This is a genomic window from Ensifer sp. Root954, from assembly GCF_001429005.1.
GTDB classification, from domain to species: Bacteria; Pseudomonadota; Alphaproteobacteria; order Rhizobiales; family Rhizobiaceae; genus Ensifer; species Ensifer adhaerens.
The window spans coordinates 83,756-101,346 of record NZ_LMJM01000048.1 but is presented as its reverse complement, the minus strand read 5'-3'; the positions used below and the strand labels follow the sequence as shown (position 1 = coordinate 101,346).

The window sequence follows — 17,591 nt, the reverse complement described above, 5'->3', positions numbered from 1 at the left end:
ATACAGCAACCCAAAACCGCTGGAGCAAACTCAAAACTGGATAAAACTTGGGGGCAAGGTCACAGTCACTCGCCCCCCTGACCTGACGTTTCGTGCACTTACAAGGTGTATGGTATCAAAGCGCGGCACAACAGGTCTTTAGGCGTGCTTGCCTTTTCGCACATCGTCGGACTAAATCAGGACATTCTCGTGCCGTTTTTTTCGACCAGTCGTCGTTGCTGCAGCATGCACCACTGTTGTCGACTCCCGAAACGCTCAACCCTGTTGCATGTAGCCGGCGCGCATTCCGGATCCTGGTAGCACTATGCCTCCGGCAACCAAAACTCCAGCATGCGCTCGGTCTCGCCAAATGTGCGCCGGCGCTGCCAGTTCGGATCACGTGACAGATACTGGAAAGGATCGCGACCTTCGCGCTCGGATTCCTCCAGATATGCTCGCCAACGGTAGTGACTATATGTCTGCATCGCGTTGATCGCATAGTGCATGGCAATCTCGCGCTGGCCACGAATGACGATAAAGTTCTCATCATTCTTGCTGCTCGCCGACTTTGAGAAATTGTGCGATCCGGTGACGACAATCGGGTCATCGCCGAAGGGATCAATCACCAGAATTTTCGAGTGGGTAATGGCGTGACCGATATAGGTGCGAAACTGCGCCGCCGTGCCCTCGACGGCCCACTGCCCCACCGTCTTCCCGACCCCCGTATCCTGGGCGGCGTCAAGGAAATACTCCTCGAGATCCTCCTTCAGGAGCTTGAAGTCTTCCGCACCTGTGCTGGTGAATTGCGTCGCCACACCGCGCACATAAAGTTTCTTCTCCTTTTGCATCTTCAGAAGCGTTCGCACAGGCTCGTTTCCGGGCTGGAACATGACGAAGAACACACCCTGCTTTGCGCCCTTGACGAGTTTCACAAGCTCCTTGTTGTCGACTTCACCGCCCAATCGAGAGAACCAGTTATCCACCGTGGCGTCGCCCAGTGGAATGCCAAACTTCGGATCATTGTTCGACGTCAGCAATTCATCGGAAACGCCATTGCCGGCCGCAGCAAGTAGCTGGAACTGCGCCTCGTAGCGCTTAGCCAGATCAGTGTTTCTAAGCATGATGCCGTTGTTCAACTGGGTGCACAGGCCCGTCGGCGTCCAGTTTGTACTCCCCGTCCAGACAATTTCGGGGGAGAACTGGTTCCCGACCGTATGCCCGATGACGACGAATTTGTTGTGCGCCAAAGCTTGAGGCGCGAGGAAACGGTCGTAGACCACACAACCCGCAGCCTTGAGTCGCGCCCGGGCGTCTGCATTCTCGTCTTCCCCATCCTCATCGACACTGCCATTGGCGAGGACGATGTGAGCGCGGTCGCCGATGCGAACCAGCCCGCCTACCAGCTCCTCGTCGCTCAATTCATACAACGCCGCATGAAGTTCAGAAGTTTGCGATTCCGCCACTTCGTACATCATGCTGAGCATCGTCTCTCGCAATGTACCGCCGAGAAAAGCCCGGGCCTCGCGATCAACCTGCTGACTGACGACGACCGCCGTCTCTTTCAACTGCGCGAGCGTAATTCCCTTGCGCTTCAAGTATCGCGCCATGAACTGCGACAGGACATAGCCACGATTGAAATGAACGCTGACACCGTCGCCGCAGTCTGCACTCAATGTAACTGCGTCCGACCACGGACTCGACGGCCCGTCCGTCAGAGCGCCGTCATTTCCCAAGACTCTGGCAACCACGCGATACGCGATCTCGTCACCAAGATCGGCCGCGTGATCGGTCCAGTCATATCGCTGAAACGGCCAGACCTGCGACGAACGTGACGTCAATCGCTCGCCTTGGGCGTCAACCTCAGTGTCGTCCTCGAAGCCAACCCGGTTCGAAAGATATTTCGGTGCAGCGTCCCCGCGTTTGCATTCAATGGCGAAACCAAGGCAACCCGGAATGTCGTCACGATGTCGCCAAACCAGGTGCACATCGTCGGCGTTCGAAAATACTTTAAGCGTAATTTCCGGCATTCGTGTTTCCCCCACCCGTCGATATTAACAATCCTTAGTAGTATTTCAAGTCTCTAATTTACCGAGCTAGGGACTCGAACACTTGACCCACCGAGGAACCATCTCAAGTGATCGTTGGATCAATGCAGCCAGTCATCCAAAATGCAGCGCGTCGCTATTTCGAGACGAGGGTATTCTGCATGTAGAAACCACACTGCAAGTGGCGTCAGCGCTACTGAAAGCGGTCCGTATGCCCCCCCGATTTACGGGCTTACCGGTAAGCGGAACTCAAGCCATTCGACACTAAGGGTTGAAATTCAGTGAATTTCGGTACATGCTAATAATCAGAGGGAAGTCTCCACAGTTAGAGATCGTCGGTAGTAGGCCGACGTATTCTGGCGTCCAGCGATGCCGGTATATTGCAAAAGCGAAATTACATTGAAGAGAATGGAAATATCAGCACTTGCTTTCCGCGAGCACAAAGTAGCTGGCGAGAAATTTTTCAGGGGGGAGCAATGTCATACCCGGAAGATTTCGCAAGAGCAGACGGTTGGTCCGCCGCAGATGTTAGCGTTCGCCTAAACAATAGCGCTGGGCGAGGATTTTTATCCTATTTGAAATCAAATGGCGTTGATACCGTCATTCGCTATTACGCAAGCTCTGCCCGCCCAAAAACAATCACGCCTGAAGAAGCAAAATTCCTGTCCAAAGAGGGATTTGGGATACTGCCTGTCTTCCAGGACAGTAGTCGGAGCATCGCCAATTTCACGCGGGAAGCGGGAATCGCAAACGCGAAAAGTGCCATGGAATTCGCAAAGCGAATCGGTCAACCGAAACTAAAAGGTAGCACAATCCTGTTCGCGGTGGATGCCAACTATGAAACGGAGCAGATCGACGGCCCGATCTTTGAATACTTCAATGCAGTTAAGGACGAGATCGACGGCGACTTCGCGATCGGAGCCTACGGCAGCGGTGCAGTACTGTCGAAATTAGTGGCCGAACGCCTGATCACCATTCCGTGGATTTCAATGTCACGGCTGTTCCTCGGCACCGAGCAATACTTCTACTCCAACAGGTGGGCAATGCGCCAAGTGCCGCCCGAAGCGACACATCCTGGCTCCGGTGTTGGCTATGATCGCAATGTGGTGAGGGTGTCGCGCGAAGAATTGGGAGCCTTTCAGGTGGACGACGCCGGAGACGGCTCACTCGCGTGGGACGGAGATGCCGATGCAACGTTGGGAGGCGGCGCTGGCATTGCCATCGCAGATTTGAGCGCTGGAAGTAATCGGCTAGTGACAACGGAGGGTTTACGACTTCGCGTTGCTCCAAATGGAACCATCATCCGTGACCTTACGATTGGTGAGCCAGTAATAGATCTCGGTGGTGCGTCGGAAAATGACTGGCGCAATGTGAAGATCGGCACAGAGGAAGGAGTCGTCTTCGGCAAATATCTACGCAGACCGGGCCGTCCAGAGGTCGAGGCACTGCTACGCTCAGCGATTAATGAGTGGTTGCGTTTCGATAAAGGGCGAGCCGATGAGAAGGCGGACCCATACTATAGGTATGTTCGCGAAATGTGGGCAGCGATCGGTGAACCATATGATGGTCGCAGCCTCTATCCAAATGGTGAAGAAGTGCCGTGGTCGGCGGCGTTTATTTCCTGGATTGTGCGCAACGCCGGTCCTGCCTACGAAAATTTCCAGTTTGCATCGAGCCACTCCGTTTTTGTGAACAATGCCATCAAGGCACGCGTCACCAACCGGTTAGACAAACCGTTTTGGGGCTACCGTATTACAGAGGAGAAACCTCAACTAGGTGACATCGTTCAGCGTAACCGCGGCGCCGGAGAATTCACATATTCCTTTGCCGAAAATCACGCCGAGTATAGCAGTCACTCCGACGTCGTTGTCGAGGTTACCCCTGACGTCGTTCGGGTCATCGGCGGCAATGTTGGAGACACGGTTTCGTTGGGCGGCGATATCCAAGAGTATGACCTAGACGCGGATGGTTTCATCAAGCCAGGTCAAAAAGTCATTACTCTTCTAAAAAACAGGGCCGGACTTTAGCGGCCATGAGTGAGGGGATGGCCAGATGCATCTGCATATTAGTCGTCATAAGCCTTAATCTGGGTTCAGTGGGCTTGGTGCAGGCGCAGGCGCAGGACGCTTATCGTCTGGAACGGATGGTTACGACACGCTCGCTTTTCGGAGACAATCTGAATGGAAGTGTAGCTGACTTGATTGAGGAGCAATCGGTCGGGGCGTTGTTTGGATTGGGTTTAGGGGCAAATACGGGAGCCTTCTTCTCGGAATTGACCGAGGAGCAGAAGCGAAGCATCATTGAACGCGCCTATCCTGATCTTGCCGCGAAATGGCCGACCAAGACGCTCTTCGTCTGCTGGGAGAACTTCTCCGATGAGTTCGCCGCCGACCGAGACCTGGTCCGACGGACCATCGAAGCGACCTGGCAAGCGGTCTCGGCGCTAACCTTCGAGGGTTGGGGTGCCTGTCAAGAGGAGTCGGTTGGCATCCGAATCGCTGTCAAAGATGACGGTCCACATGTGCTGAAGCTTGGCAAGAACCTTGATAAGCTAAGGGACGGCATGGTGCTTAATTTCACCTACACCGTCACCGAACCGGGTTGCTTGACCTCCGAGGATATACGGCAGTGGTGCATCCGCACTAGTGCCGTGCACGAGTTCGGCCATGCGATCGGCTTTTCGCACGAGCAGAACCGGCCCGACGCGCCCGCCGATTGCCAAAGGTCGCAGCGGCCGCAAGGGGACAACGGCACTGACATTGGCATGACGCCTTGGGATCCGCATTCCGTGATGAACTATTGCAACGATATTTTCCTTAACAATGGTGAGTTGAGCGGCTTCGACATCGCAGCCGTTCAAAGGATTTATGGGGCAGTTTGATGCGACCCTTCCTAACAGGCATTTTGGTTTCCATGGTTGTTTTGGCCACGGCGCCCGCGCAGGCCACCGAACAGCAATTGCACCAGAAGGTGGAACACAGCCTAGTTCAGTTGACGACGACTGGAACTGCCCGCATCGGGCCGTTCACCGGCACAGAGGTAAGTGGTAACGGTACCGGATTCTTCGTCGGCTCGGATGGCTACATTCTGACGACGGCACATCTTTTCGACCAACTGAAAAAAGCAAATGCCGCTAACGCCTCAATCAAGGCGAAATTCGAAGGCACTGGCACCGGCACCGTCCAAGTGGTCTACGTTTCGGAGCTAGCCAGTCTTGATCTGGTGTTGTTGCGAGCGATAGTCGACAACGGCATCCCCGTGCCGCCTTCGCTTGAGATTGGCGACAGCAAGGACGTCGACCTGAATGCGCCGGCCCTACTTACCTCGGGATTCGACATCACCGGCTATCGAAAACGGGCACTCGATTTCAACAGCACCTCTAACCCTATGGCCGCCTTCGCCTGGACGTTGAACGGCACCACCAAATCCGGCGCCAGTGGCAGCCCAGTCTACATCGACCGAGGCGGCACGCCCATTGTCGTCGGCATCCTCAGCGCCACGGCGCGAGAGGATGATGGACTGTCGCTGATGATCCCGATCGAGTATTCCTTTCAACTGATCGGTCAGTTCAAGATGAAAAAGTTGCAGGAAGAGGTAGCACGGCTGACGACCATGCTTGGCAAGGCAACCAGGACCAGCCCGCCCTTGAATGCCCGGATCGACGACATTGAAAAATCAGTCGACGAGATCAAGGAAAGCTTCAGTTGGACCGCCGAGACCGACGACGACCGCGGCACGTTGGTGATCAAGTACCATAAGATCGTCAGCGACGGCCCTCAGATCGATCAGATCAGCGTCAAAATCCAACCCTACACGTTCGGTAGCGATAGCGCCGGCAATGCCAGCGCCGCACAGCCGGAAGTGACTTGGAGCACCCAGACACTGCCGCGAAAATCTCTCGAGTCGGAAGAACGCACCGGCACCTTCGTCATGGACGAGTTCAAGAAAAAGCTGACCGATGTGATCCTAAATAAGGGCGGCCCCGCCACAATTCGGGATCCGTTCCGCGACGTAGTCGTCAGAATTAGCGCGGATACCGGCCAAACATTCTTCCAGACCGAATTGATCATTGAACCGAAGTTCAGCTGGAACTTCCAGAGATAGCCTCCCACCACGCGGTGTTCAAGGAAAGGCAGCCCAATATGCATCTGAGACGACTTATCGTATTGCTGGGATTGGCGGCGACCGCAGGACTAGCACCGCTTCCGGCGGCGGGCGTGATTAATGATTTCACCCCTACCGGCCTGCTGACCCGTGGCGCCGCGCAGGCACTGCCCTTCGCGCCGGCGGCCGTCATCGCTTTCGATGACATGGTCTTCGCCGCTAGCGCCACCGACGGCAAAGGAAAGATCCTCCGCCTCGATGCGACGACGCTGCAAATCAGCTTCACGCGGGATCTAGATATCGTCCCCAGCGCCATGGTGGCGAATTTTGACCAGACACTGTTGTTCGTGAGCGGGACGCTGGAAAATGGCCTCACTCGGATCGAGGTGCTCAACACCGATCTCAATCCGGTCGGCGGGATCACAGTCAGCGTACCGATGCAACATCCCTCGTTGACGATAACGAAGAGCGGCATCCTCGTCGTCGGCAGCCTTCCTGGATCAGCTGCCCCCGGAGCGGTGATCGCCTTCGACATGTCGCGGCCCGGCGAACCGAGACCACTGCCTGACCCGCTGCCCGACGTCTACGCGCAAACCGGCGTGGCCCAGGCCTGGTTTGACGGCACTGCCGAAGGAGGGACGCTGTTCGTTAACACCGCACTACCACCGTCGCTGATTGCGGTCGCGACCCAACGCCAGGGGGCCGGAGTCAAGCTGAGCAGCCTCAACTTCGACGATCCAGCTCCGGTGCCTATGATGGCCAACCTGTCCAGTCGCCCGTGCCTCACCGGCGAGGCCGTAGCCTGGTTCCTGGTTGCCTCGAGCGGTAAGCTTTTTTTGGCCACGTATGACCCAGCCTCTAGTTTTAAATCGCTCGACATCGTCTCGCTGAGCGAAACCAACCTCAAGAATGAGGGCTCTTTCAACCCTCCATACTATAACGACACCAAGGTGCAGGTGAACTCCGGCCTGCTTGCCAGTTCCTGCGATATGGGTGTGATCTTGATCGGTAACCGCAACTCGCGCCAGGTTGAGCAGTTCGCCGTGAATCCCAAGGCCAAACCGCCGACGCTGGAAAAGGTGGGCCAATTATTGCTGGACGAGGCGCCAGATCGCCTGCTTATGACGACTTCGGGACAGCATGGCTACGCAGTCTCGGCACAAACCAACACGCTCACTCGGTTTGATGCTGGCGGCGGCGAAGTGACCGGGACCGAAGCGGCGCGGACGCTGCAGCGTCTATTGGTTGAGAAGGGCTTTTCGGTCGGCCCCATTGACGGACAAATCGGTGTCCGCACCCTGGATGCCATCAACCGGTTTGAGCGCAGCAACAATGTCACCATCGACATCAACCGCGACCTCAAGAGGGCCTTCGAAACGCTTCAGGCATTCTAAGCGCAGTAGCACCGCTTTCATGCAAGTCAGCGCGGTCAACCCCAAAAGGAACGTCAAAATGAGAGTGCGCCCCGAACTCCTCGCCCCTGCCGCCCTCCTCTTGGCGCTGACAGCTGGCGCCGCAAGTGCCCAGAACGTCCGGCAGGGATGGACGGAGGATGAGCGCGAGGCCATGTATTACGGCACACAGGGCTCGCGACTGATCCCGAAGACCTGGCTAGACGCGTTGGTCATGGAGGACGGCAAGCCCTTCAGCTCGATCGAGAACCTCACTTCCTACGGGCTCTTGCCGCCGCCGGATGGGGGCGCTAGCAGCTATCCGATTGGCATGGCCATCGATCGGCAGGCGGACAGGGACTTCAGCTTCTCCAAACTACGTTGGTACAAAGGCCAGGGCGACCGCGACACAACCGCCGAGCCTTGGGTGGGCCTCAATTGCACCGCGTGCCATACCGGCGCTTACACGGTCGCGGGACAGATCAATATAGTCGACGGCGCTCCTAGTCTCTTCGACTACCAGAGCTTCGTCGAGGGACTCGACAAGGCGATGAAAGGCACGCTGAGCAACGCTGACCGCTGGACGCGCTTTGTCGACGACGTCCTGGGTCCACGAAACACGCCAGAAAATGCCGCGATGCTGAAGGCGGCCTTCACCTCGCTGCTCGCCTGGGAAGAAAAGACCGACCAGATGAACCAGAAGCCACTAAAATATGGCTATGGACGGGTTGACGCGGTGGGCCATATCCTCAACCGGGTGTTGATGTTTGCACAGGCGCCGGTGAACGCCGGAAATGCCTCGAACGCGCCGGTCAGCTACCCGTTTCTGTGGAACATCTGGAAGCAGCAACGGGTCCAATACAACGGCTCGGTGACCAACAGCCGCATCAAGATCGGCGCTGGCTGGGTCGAATATGGTGCCCTGGGCCGCAATACCGGCGAAGTGCTTGGCGTCTTCGGCGATATCGTCTTGAAAGACAAATCTTTGCTCAGCGGGCTAATTGGCTATGACTCTTCGGTCGATGTCCGCAATCTGATGCGAATGGAGATCCTGCTACAGAAGCTGGAGCCGCCAGCCTGGCCCGACGCCTTTGAAGACCTCGACCCAAAGCAAGTGGCGCGCGGCCGGACCGTCTTCCGCAATCGCTGCGCCAGTTGCCACTTGACCCCAGACATGCAAGTCGATGGCCAGCCGACCGAACGGATGATTCCGCTGATCAACACCCCGCCGGAGGACCTCACCGACATATGGATGGCCTGCAACGCCTATGTCTATAACGGCCCTACCGGCCCGTTGAAAGGCGCAAAGGATCTTGAGGGTAATATCCTGGGCGACAAGGCACCAGTGTTCAGTATGCTCGGCACAACGGTCCGTGGTGCACTGGTCGGCAGCAAGCTCGACTTACTGAAGGAAGTCGGGCTAACCTTCGCCGGGATCGAGCGGCTGCCTGAAGTCAACGCAGCGCCTAGCCCATTCGACCCTCGCTTCAACGACCGCCAGCTTTGCATGAACACGCCGAACGTCGGCATACTCGCCTACAAGGCTCGACCGCTTGATGGCATCTGGGCGACGGCCCCCTATCTCCACAACGGCTCGGTGCCAAACTTGTGGCAACTATTACTGCCGGCAGATCAGCGCATGACCGAGTTCTGGGTCGGCAACCGGACCTACGATCCAAAGAACGTCGGCTATGTCACCGAAAAGCCTGATAACGGCCAAGCCTCGATTTTTCGGGTGAAGGACGCGAGTGGCAAGCTAATCGAGGGCAACAGCAACAGGGGCCACGAATACGGCGTCGGCAACCTCGAGGACCCTGACCGCTGGGCGCTTCTCGAATATCTGAAGTCTAAACAGGAATGATGTCCAGAGTCGCCGGGCGAAGGGGGACTGATGAAACGAAGGCACATCCTTTACGGGCTGATCGTACTGGCCTTAGCGGCCTTCGCGATCCACGACCTCTATCCCGAGACGCAGGATTTGCTACCGATGAATGCCCAAGCATTCGATCTCGAGGCATATCGCGGCGAAATGCTGGAAGCGATCTATCCCCGGCCTGACGCGTATCTGGGTGAGGTGCTACAGCCCGACGAAATCCTAGCCGCGGCCGAACTAATCAATGAACTCGCCCGCAAGGTCCAAATCGACTACGCAGCTGGCACCGCTCGCCGCGACGCTCATCCGAAAGCACATGGTTGCGTCACCGCCACGCTCGCTTTAGACGCCCTTCTGCCGACCGAGCTTATCGGTGGCATCATACAGTCTGGCGCCAGCTACGATGCCGTAGTGCGCTTCTCAAACGGCTCTCCTGACCCCAACGCCTCAGATACCAACGGCGATACCCGCGGCATGGCGATCAAACTGTTCGGCGTGCCAGGCAACAAGCTGTTCTCCGATCCGGGCAACCCTGATGCGCAGGACTTCATCCTGATATCCAGCCCTTTCTTTTTCATCAACTCGGCCCGCGACTATACCCGCTTCTTCCAGGCGGTTGATAGCGGCTCGTTCCTCCGATTAGCAGCTGTCCCGACATATCTGGGCTGGCAAGGCAGCATGAATGCCTTCCACATGCTACGCCAGAAGATCGCCAATCCGCTCGAGACCCGTTACTGGTCGGTAGTCCCGTCGCAACTTGGCGAAGGCGAGGGTCGGCAGGCGGTCAAATTTTCGGCCCGACCGCTCGGCCCCACGTCCAGCACCATCCCGCCGAACGCTGACCCCAATTTCCTTCGTGCCGCACTTGTCGCCACCCTTTCCAAGGCGAATTACCAAATGGAATTCATGATTCAGCGCCGCGGCAATACTGGTCTCAGCGTCGAGGACGCAATCCCGGAATGGTCCGAATCCGAGGCACCGTTCCAGCGCATCGGCGTGCTGACCATCCACCAGCAAACCTTTAACACGGCCGCGCGCAACACTTATTGTGAGAACCTTAGCTTCAACCCATGGCATAGCCTGCCGGCCCATCGTCCGCTCGGCATGATCAGCCGTACCCGCCGCGTAGTCTATCAGGCGATCGCCGAGCTTCGCCACCGTATGAACGACGCAACTTTTTCAACGGGATTGCCAACGGACGGTAGATAATCATGTCGATCGCACGAATTCTCTGCGGCACGTTCGTCGTCGCGGCCTTCACGGGAGGCGGGCTCTACGCCACTAAGTGCTATCTCGATTTCGATCACACCGGTGTCGCGCTTCTACCGCCCAATGGTCAGCCTCACGTGCAACCTACGCCTGACGACTGGCCAATCGAACGCGCCAAGCGCAATGCCGCCAAAGAAACCTACATTAAGCAAAACAAAATTGCCTTCGACTGGTTCGCCGACTTTCCCTTCTCGCAAACCGACGGCACCGCGCTGATCATCTTACGGCTTTTGCCGTTGCTCGCGCCTGAACAATGGAAAGACGGCGACAAACTATTGTCCGAAGTCGGTCTATTCATGGATCCTCGCAATAGACAGACCTTCCTGCCGCGGGGGGTGGGGTTTTCTGGCCTAGACCCGACGGCGCCTGCGGACCAAGTCGACGTGACGTCGTTCACCTGCGGTGCTTGCCATATTGGCCGCGTAACTGATGCAAGCGGTGAGACAATCTTTATCGACGGCGCGGTGAATGGCAGCTTCAACATCGTCAAGTACTATGCCGAGACCGCTCGCACGATCCGCAAGCTATATGGCGGCAAGACTGATCGCGGCGAGCAGATCGACGAGCTGACCGCCGCCGTTCTGGTGGCGTTGGATAAGGCCGTGGAATCGTCGCCGACGTATTTTTATCAGAACTGGGCGTACGGGGAGCGCACCTACGATGCCAACTACGAGGCACACCAGGTGGCGTTGTTCCGGGCCGATGCCCGCCGCTATGTCACGCGCTTCGCCGATTATACCGAGGGCTTTGTTGGAGCCTTTGGCGACTACCTCGACAAGACCTATCCTGGCTACCAACAGCGGATGCTAACCGGTCTGCCGGGAATGGCCGACGCCACTGGAGTCAGCGCCACCCATGGCTACGAGAAGTTAAAGAAGCGGGTCGGTGCATGGCTAGGTTCTATTATCCTTCCCGATCATCCGGGCATCACCGACTTCATGCCGGTTTGGGAGCAAAATACCCGCGCGGTGGAATGGGACCCTAGCAAGAAGCAACTGATAAACGGCGGCGGACAGTACAACGGCAACATCCCAATCCCGATGTTTCGCAATTTGGCCGCGTCGACGACGATGGGGTTGAACGATCCGGACATTCGCGTACCCGCCTTTGCGGCTCAATTGCTGGGCGGCCTGCCAGCGACGCCATATCCCTTCGATATCGAGATCGAAAAAGCAAAGCGCGGCGAAACGCTTTTCACTGAGAACTGTGCCGGTTGCCACCAGCCGCGAAACGGCGCGGTGTATGGCGAGCTTGGTACCGATCCTTCTCGTAGCCAAGTTGTCAGCACCACGCTGATGCTGTCAGCGCGACAAATGTATACCACGTTCTGCCCGCCCGAACTGGCGCTTGATATGTCTGGCGGGCAAGTCAAGCCCTGCGCCGAATACCATGGCGTGTCCTTAAGGAATTTTGGCACCGCGATCATGCGGCCGCCCGTCAACCAACGTGGCTACAACGCCACCGCCCTACGCGGCATATGGGCCAGCGCGCCCTACCTGCACAACGGCTCCGTGCCCACGATGCGCCAACTTCTGATCCCCGGCGAAAGGCCGGACCGTTTCGTCCGCGGACGCCTCGATTATGACACTGAGAACATGGGCTTTTTCTGGCAAGAGCCGGCGAGCGATGGCGAGGTAGCCTTCGACACCACCGACTTCCCGGCGCTGAACCACCGAGGCCACGACAGAGATGTCGAAAGTGATGGCAAGCGCTACAAGCTCGACTGGACCGACGACCCGCAGGGCGCAGCCGATCTGATAGAATATCTCAAGACTCTCTGACAAGAGGAGCGGTGTTAATGGCCGACTGTGGATATCCGCGAGATCACGTTTCCTCCAAAACGTACATGCCGAAACAAAGAGGGCTAGTGCCCCTCATTGAAAGCCTATCCGATATGGATAAGGGCGAGGCGCTGCCATTTGCCGATGGTAGCGCGCCATGACAAAACAATTCAGACTATTTCGCGTGCGAATGGATCACACGGTAACTCGTTGTTTGGTATTTTTGTACTGGATATCCTCGGCGGGACTTGGCTGCGCGCAAGAAAATTTCGATCCTGATGCGTTCACACAAAGTCGCTCAAAACAAGCGATTATTTTGATTGAGGTGAACGGAAAAACTTCGTCAGGATCTCCTGTCGATAATAAAGGAACGGCCTTCTTTGTCTCGCCCGATGGTTTTGCTGTAACGGCGGCGCACCTTTTCTATAAAGAATCAGACATCACTGACATCGAAAAGAAACTAATACCACGAGACGACGTGCCGTTCCTCCAAGGCAGAATAGGGTCATCAGGAAACTCGCCAAAGGGCTTCGACCTAATATCAATAGACGTAGATAAAGACGCTGCATTGTTACACCTGGTGGATGGAAATGATCAAGAATTCCTTGAGGTCTGCGCGTCGGAGCCAAAACAAAGCGAGAATTTGTTTGCTTTTGGTTTTCCCGCCGGTCTGCCGCTCGTCGCGGCGCCTGGTCATCGGTTGGGCAATCTGGTGGCCTTTAAGTATCCAGTAGGGATAGATATTAATCCCGGCATGAGTGGGGGGCCGGTTCTTACGTCCCGAGGTAAAGTATTCGCGATGAGTATTTCGGGAATTCGTGAGAACAATTTTCAGGGATACAATTTCGTTCTGCCCTTGCGCTTTATAAGCAAAATTTTAGCGGAAGCTCAGGCCAAACAACGCTGCGAAGCAGGTGATCGGCCATCTGTAGAGATAGCAAATGAAATCAGAGACATACTTAAGTCTATCAATTGGGATATCATTGAAAAAGGCGACATTATCTTGCCGATGTTGGTGATGTATAAATCAAATCCAACGCAAGAAAATTGGCTCATAGTCAGAGAAAAACTTATGGAGTCTGCGTCTCGCTTGCAAGCTGCCATAGTTGCGACGATGGAATACGATTCCAAGTATTCCGGCAGCGGGAAAAATATCTTATCATTTACTCAGGATATAGATTCGATTGCAAATCAAGAATACAGAACTAATTTTCATGAAGTCCGTAGCATTTGGAACGGAAAATTTTACGAACTTAAAGTAATTACAGCCACAGAATCCCGGCCTTCACCAGAAGAATTAGAGAAAATTGAACATAAACTCGAACAGAACATGCATGAACTTTCCGAACAGCTGAGAAACATACTTGCAAGGCTCGAGTCGCAGGGAGGGTCCGAATGATGGTTCCCGACAACTCCACTCTGTTCCTGCCCATTCGCCATCTTTTCTTTGCATGGATGGTATTCTCGGCCTGCCCCAGTGCGGTTGCTGGGAAAAACCTGTTCCCTCCCGGTTTATCCAGTTTGAACATGGGCTATGACTCCAAATTAAGCCGACTTGGCCCGTCCGACGAGCCTTTCGGATATGGCGCTATGGAAGATAGATGGCCCCACCTTCCAGGCCAGCCAACTAGAATTTCCGTCTGCTGGGAGGAGTTCACGGAGGGAAATAAACGTTGGCGGTCTATGGTGAGACAGATTGTCAAAGATACATGGTCGACCGTCGCGCCGGTTTACTTTTTGGGCTGGGGAAAGTGCGATGCTAACAGCGAAGCAATCAGAATCCACGTGGCCGATGTGAGCCCCGTAGCCAAGTTTCTCGGTCGGAAGCTCTCTAAGGTGGCTCAAGGAATAACCTTAAACTTTGAGATGCAAGAATGGGTTCCGGATGAGTGGTGTGTGAAAAGCGATAGTAACTTAGAACAATGCGTGTTGGCCATCACCGTGCATGAGTTTGGCCATGCGCTAGGTCTTGCACATGAGCAAAACAGAAACGATACGCCAGGGGAATGCATTGAGCATCCACAGGGGGCGTACGGTGATACCAACCTCACACCTTGGGATCCGGGCTCGATAATGAACTATTGTAACCGGATTTATAAGACGGGTGGTTGGAAACTAAGTGATGGCGACGTCCTTTCCATTCAAAAGATGTATGGAGCCGCAATCTAGGCCGCGAACTCATAATCCGCGTTTGCTTCACTGAGGCGCTGACTTGGAGGCTCTTATGACCCGTCGCCGGTTTGAGCTCCTAGGGAGCATTGCAGAGCTAGAGAAATGGGCTATCGTGTCTTCATTGCGTGCGACTGGCGAGTCTGCGTCTTGGGCACTACAATGGATATATGCCCAACAGTCGAGATGAGGGCGCATTGCTGACAGGCGACTTTAAGATATCGGGTCCTTTCGCCTCGACGGGCCTTATGCGCGCGGCATCGACTTCGGCGCGTCCCCCGCCGTTGATAAGCTTGAGGCCAGTGATTGCACAGCGTTTGTCGTAGGCCTGAACGACGAGGCGGCGGAACGTCCGACCTTATAGGCTGACAGAGTTTTGCGCATCCTGCAAAGTTGCTCAAGCGTCTCAGCCTTTGCCAGGGTTAGCTCGTAGCGCTCGGACGGTTGCGACACCAGCTTCAAGCCTCGCTTCGCCAAGTCGAACGAGGTGTCGTATCGATACTTGGCCAGCAGCCCCTTCACCGCATCGAGATAGGAGGCCGCAGCCGTTGGATCGTCGGCTCGATCGAGATGCTCCTCCCTGCGATCAGCCCTGATGACCAATATGCTCTGATAACGATGCCTGGCGACCATGAATACGTCGCCGTTGTGGATGACTGATGGCTATGTTCTTCAACGATTTCGGAAGCCAGGCTGGGGCAAGCCTAACGCTTGGCTTCTCGTCGGATGGCAATCAGGCCTGGATCACCGGCGGGGCGGCGATGGCCATTTTCGATATCCGTACACAGAAATGAAGTTGTTGTGGGCATCCCATTGGCTGAACGCTTACTAGACGGATCAAGGGCAGTCACGCGAACTCTCTAACCGACTGAGACGACCAGAAGCCGGCAACATGCCTCCCGTCCCGATGTCTCCTATACCTCGCCTTGAGGGGAATCGAACCGCCGACTGTTCGATTTGCTCACCGCCAAGTTTTCAGACCACGCCTATTGATCAAGCACCAAGGGATGGCTGCCCGGATGGGTGAAGAGCCGACAGGGGCTTTATCTATGCCGACAGACGGGTCTGCAGGGAACGCCCACCAAACCTCTACTTTGAGACCGACGCATGCGGTCAATCCTGAATTGACAAATTTGGCGCCCTGTAAAGTTGGAGTCGCACGAACTTTAACTTTATGCCATGATGTCAAACATGAGTGGACAATCAGAGACAAAGCTAAAGCAGCTTCTCCAGCAAGTCCCCCCTGGCTTCCTCGTGGATTCGGGGTGGATGGCGCGTCATGCTATCTCGCGGCAGTCCGTCTCAGGCTATGTCAAACAGGGCTGGCTTGAGCCGGTAATGTCGGGTGTGTATCGCCGCCCGTTTTCCTCGGACACCAATACAGAAGCCGTCGGAGGCTGGAAAATACCCCTGCTCTCGGCCGTCTGGCTCATGCGGCATGAATTTCATGTCGGCGGGGCGAGCTCGCTATCCTTGCGGGGACATGCTCATTACCTGTCGTTCGGCGGCGAATTCGCCCTCTATCTGTACGGATCTGATATCCCGCCATGGCTATCGAAGCTGCGGACGGACGCGGAGGTGAAGACCAGGAGCAACGTCCTGTTCGGCGAAAGAGTGGTCGGCGTCGAAAACGCAGATTTCGACCTATCCAACGACGAGGATCCGGAGCTGGCACAGAGTCCGTGGCGCTGGCCGATGCCGATGTCCTCTCCCGAACGCGCGATCCTCGAAATGCTCGACGAGGTCCCAAAGGGAGAAAGTTTCCACAAGGTGGACGTGGCGTTCGAGAGCCTCGCCAATCTGCGCCCGAGACTGCTGACGACGCTCCTCACCCTCTGCCGGAGCGTCAAAACCAAGCGCCTCTTCTTCGTGTTTGCCGACAAGCACAATCATGCCTGGCGCCGGCACATCGACATCTCATCCGTCGATCTCGGCAAGGGCGACCGGGCGCTGACGCCGGGCGGCCGGCTGCACCCGATCTATCGCATTACAGTCCCGGCCCACTTGATACCAAAGGAGGCCCCGGATGGCCCGTGAACAATACATGCGCCAGGTCGATCTCCTGGTGCGGACCCTTCCTTTCATCGCCCGTCACGAGGCCTTCGCCCTGAAGGGCGGGACCGCGATCAACCTCTTCTATCGCGACATGCCGCGGCTCTCGGTCGATATCGACCTGACCTACCTGCCGATCGAGGACCGTGAAACGACGCTGAAGTACATCGACACGACACTGGAACACATCCGCGAAGACTTGATGCGCAATCTGCGCGGTGTGAGCGTCCAGCGGATCGCCGGCGGCGGAAACAACGACACGCGCGTTCTCGTCCGTCAGGGAAATGCCGAGATCAAGATCGAGACGTCACCCGTTGCGCGAGGAACGGTCCATCCGCCCGAACGCCGACGTGTGAGCGCGGCCGTCGAGGACGCATTCGGTTTCGCCGAGATGCAGGTCGTCTCGTTCGAGGACCTGTTCGGCGGAAAGCTGCACGCGGCTGTGGACCGGCAGCATCCACGAGACCTGTTCGATGTGAAGCTCCTCTATGAAAACGAGGGGTTGACCGACGCCCTGTTCCGGACTTTCCTGATCTATGTCGCCAGCTCAGGGCGCCCGCCGCACGAGTTGGTCAGGCCTTCGCTCGCAGACCTCGACGAAGCCTTCTTGAAGGAGTTCGAGGGGATGACGATCGAGCCCGTCGGCCTCGACGATCTGAAGGCAGCGAGGACCCGGATGATGGCGGATATCCTCGCACGGCTCGACGACAAACCGATGCGTTTCCTGCTGTCACTGCACGACGGCGAACCAGATTTCGAAGCGATCGGGCTGCCACAAGCGGCAGAGCTGCCGGCCGTCCGCTGGAAGCTGCTCAACCTCGAAAAGCTGAAAACTCAGAACCCAGGGAAGCACACCGAGCAGCGGCGTGAGATCGAGGAGATCGTGTCACAGATTCACACGGATTCGGGGAGCGATAAGAGCTGACCT

13 protein-coding genes and 1 pseudogene are annotated in these 17,591 nt (G+C 56.3%); 12 read left to right on the top strand and 2 right to left on the bottom strand.

All coding sequences use genetic code 11. From position 1 onward, the window contains the following. Nucleotides 1-302: 302 nt before the first annotated feature. Nucleotides 303-2,006: a phospholipase D-like domain-containing protein gene (locus tag ASE71_RS27800; RefSeq protein ID WP_060520031.1), complete on the bottom strand. Its 1,704-nt coding sequence runs from the start codon at nt 2,004-2,006 to the stop codon at nt 303-305. 494 nt (nt 2,007-2,500) lie between these two features. Between ASE71_RS27800 and ASE71_RS27795 the strand changes: the two genes are divergently transcribed. From ASE71_RS27795 to ASE71_RS27755, 9 genes are all read left to right on the top strand, one after another. Next, nucleotides 2,501-4,051, top strand: coding sequence for a DUF2272 domain-containing protein (locus ASE71_RS27795; protein WP_082566380.1), 1,551 nt, complete (start codon nt 2,501-2,503; stop codon nt 4,049-4,051). A 5-nt stretch (nt 4,052-4,056) separates the two neighbouring features. Further along, nucleotides 4,057-4,905, top strand: a complete 849-nt coding sequence (locus ASE71_RS27790; protein ID WP_060520033.1) for a hypothetical protein — start codon at nt 4,057-4,059, stop codon at nt 4,903-4,905. After that, a complete protein-coding gene (locus tag ASE71_RS27785; protein ID WP_060520035.1) occupies nt 4,905-6,128 on the top strand; it encodes a S1 family peptidase in 1,224 nt (407 codons plus the stop codon). The genes ASE71_RS27790 and ASE71_RS27785 overlap by 1 nt, the downstream gene beginning before the upstream one ends. A 38-nt stretch (nt 6,129-6,166) precedes the next feature. Continuing rightward, a complete protein-coding gene (locus tag ASE71_RS27780; protein WP_113588675.1) occupies nt 6,167-7,522 on the top strand; it encodes a peptidoglycan-binding domain-containing protein in 1,356 nt (451 codons plus the stop codon). Nucleotides 7,523-7,580: 58 nt separating this feature from the next. Then, entirely contained in the window at nt 7,581-9,380 is a 1,800-nt protein-coding gene (locus tag ASE71_RS27775; protein ID WP_060520040.1) for a di-heme-cytochrome C peroxidase, read from the top strand. Nucleotides 9,381-9,410: 30 nt separating this feature from the next. After that, on the top strand, nt 9,411-10,601 hold the full coding sequence (locus tag ASE71_RS27770; protein WP_060520042.1) for a catalase family protein: 1,191 nt from the start codon (nt 9,411-9,413) through the stop codon (nt 10,599-10,601). Between the two features lie 2 nt (nt 10,602-10,603). Continuing rightward, on the top strand, nt 10,604-12,442 hold the full coding sequence (locus tag ASE71_RS27765; RefSeq protein ID WP_060520045.1) for a cytochrome c: 1,839 nt from the start codon (nt 10,604-10,606) through the stop codon (nt 12,440-12,442). Between the two features lie 157 nt (nt 12,443-12,599). Beyond that, a complete protein-coding gene (locus ASE71_RS35320; RefSeq protein WP_082566381.1) occupies nt 12,600-13,841 on the top strand; it encodes a S1 family peptidase in 1,242 nt (413 codons plus the stop codon). Further along, nucleotides 13,838-14,611, top strand: coding sequence for a matrixin family metalloprotease (locus tag ASE71_RS27755; RefSeq protein WP_060539267.1), 774 nt, complete (start codon nt 13,838-13,840; stop codon nt 14,609-14,611). Before ASE71_RS35320 ends, ASE71_RS27755 begins: the two co-directional genes overlap by 4 nt. A 199-nt stretch (nt 14,612-14,810) precedes the next feature. Here ASE71_RS27755 and ASE71_RS37170 read toward each other — a convergent pair. Further along, nucleotides 14,811-14,966, bottom strand: a pseudogene (locus ASE71_RS37170) (restriction endonuclease); the annotation flags it as partial. A gap of 304 nt (nt 14,967-15,270) precedes the next feature. Here ASE71_RS37170 and ASE71_RS37465 point away from each other — a divergent pair. The 3 genes from ASE71_RS37465 (at nt 15,271) to ASE71_RS27740 (ending at nt 17,588) form a co-directional block, all read left to right on the top strand. After that, nucleotides 15,271-15,405, top strand: coding sequence for a hypothetical protein (locus ASE71_RS37465; RefSeq protein ID WP_274533439.1), 135 nt, complete (start codon nt 15,271-15,273; stop codon nt 15,403-15,405). 397 nt (nt 15,406-15,802) lie between these two features. Further along, nucleotides 15,803-16,648 carry a type IV toxin-antitoxin system AbiEi family antitoxin domain-containing protein gene (locus tag ASE71_RS27745; protein WP_060520157.1) on the top strand — a complete coding sequence of 282 codons (846 nt, stop codon included), beginning with the start codon at nt 15,803-15,805 and terminating at the stop codon, nt 16,646-16,648. Further along, nucleotides 16,638-17,588: a nucleotidyl transferase AbiEii/AbiGii toxin family protein gene (locus tag ASE71_RS27740; protein ID WP_060520053.1), complete on the top strand. Its 951-nt coding sequence runs from the start codon at nt 16,638-16,640 to the stop codon at nt 17,586-17,588. The genes ASE71_RS27745 and ASE71_RS27740 overlap by 11 nt, the downstream gene beginning before the upstream one ends. Nucleotides 17,589-17,591: the final 3 nt, after the last annotated feature.